This window comes from Erwinia sp. PME.40.26/001 (assembly GCF_055556675.1).
The window spans coordinates 1-264 of sequence record NZ_JBVHNP010000231.1; the positions used below are offsets into that span (position 1 = coordinate 1).

At 63.3% G+C, this 264-nt stretch carries 1 protein-coding gene; it reads right to left on the reverse strand.

The window, feature by feature from the left end:
• Positions 1 to 35: 35 nt before the first annotated feature.
• The coding region (locus ACZ3HG_RS23975) for a hypothetical protein (RefSeq protein ID WP_465334904.1) at positions 36 to 264 on the reverse strand (229 nt) is incomplete at its 5' end.

Genomic DNA, 264 nt, shown 5'->3' on the forward strand with positions numbered 1-264 from the left:
GTTGCCGAGGCTTTGAAACGAGTTGCCGTGGGTTGTCACGCCGTCTCACCTTCCCTTTCCCCGATGCTACTGCGGTTCGTCTCGATCAGGGCGGTCTCGATACGCTCGCCCCATTCATTCACCAGGCTGCTGACCTCGTCCTGCCACATGACGGTGGACGACTCGAACCTGTGTGCCGCGTCCGGAAGACCGACGGTCAACGCCGCCACTGCCATCGGCGGATGGCCCGGATACTCCACGGTGACGGGAGTGGCGAGGACCGAT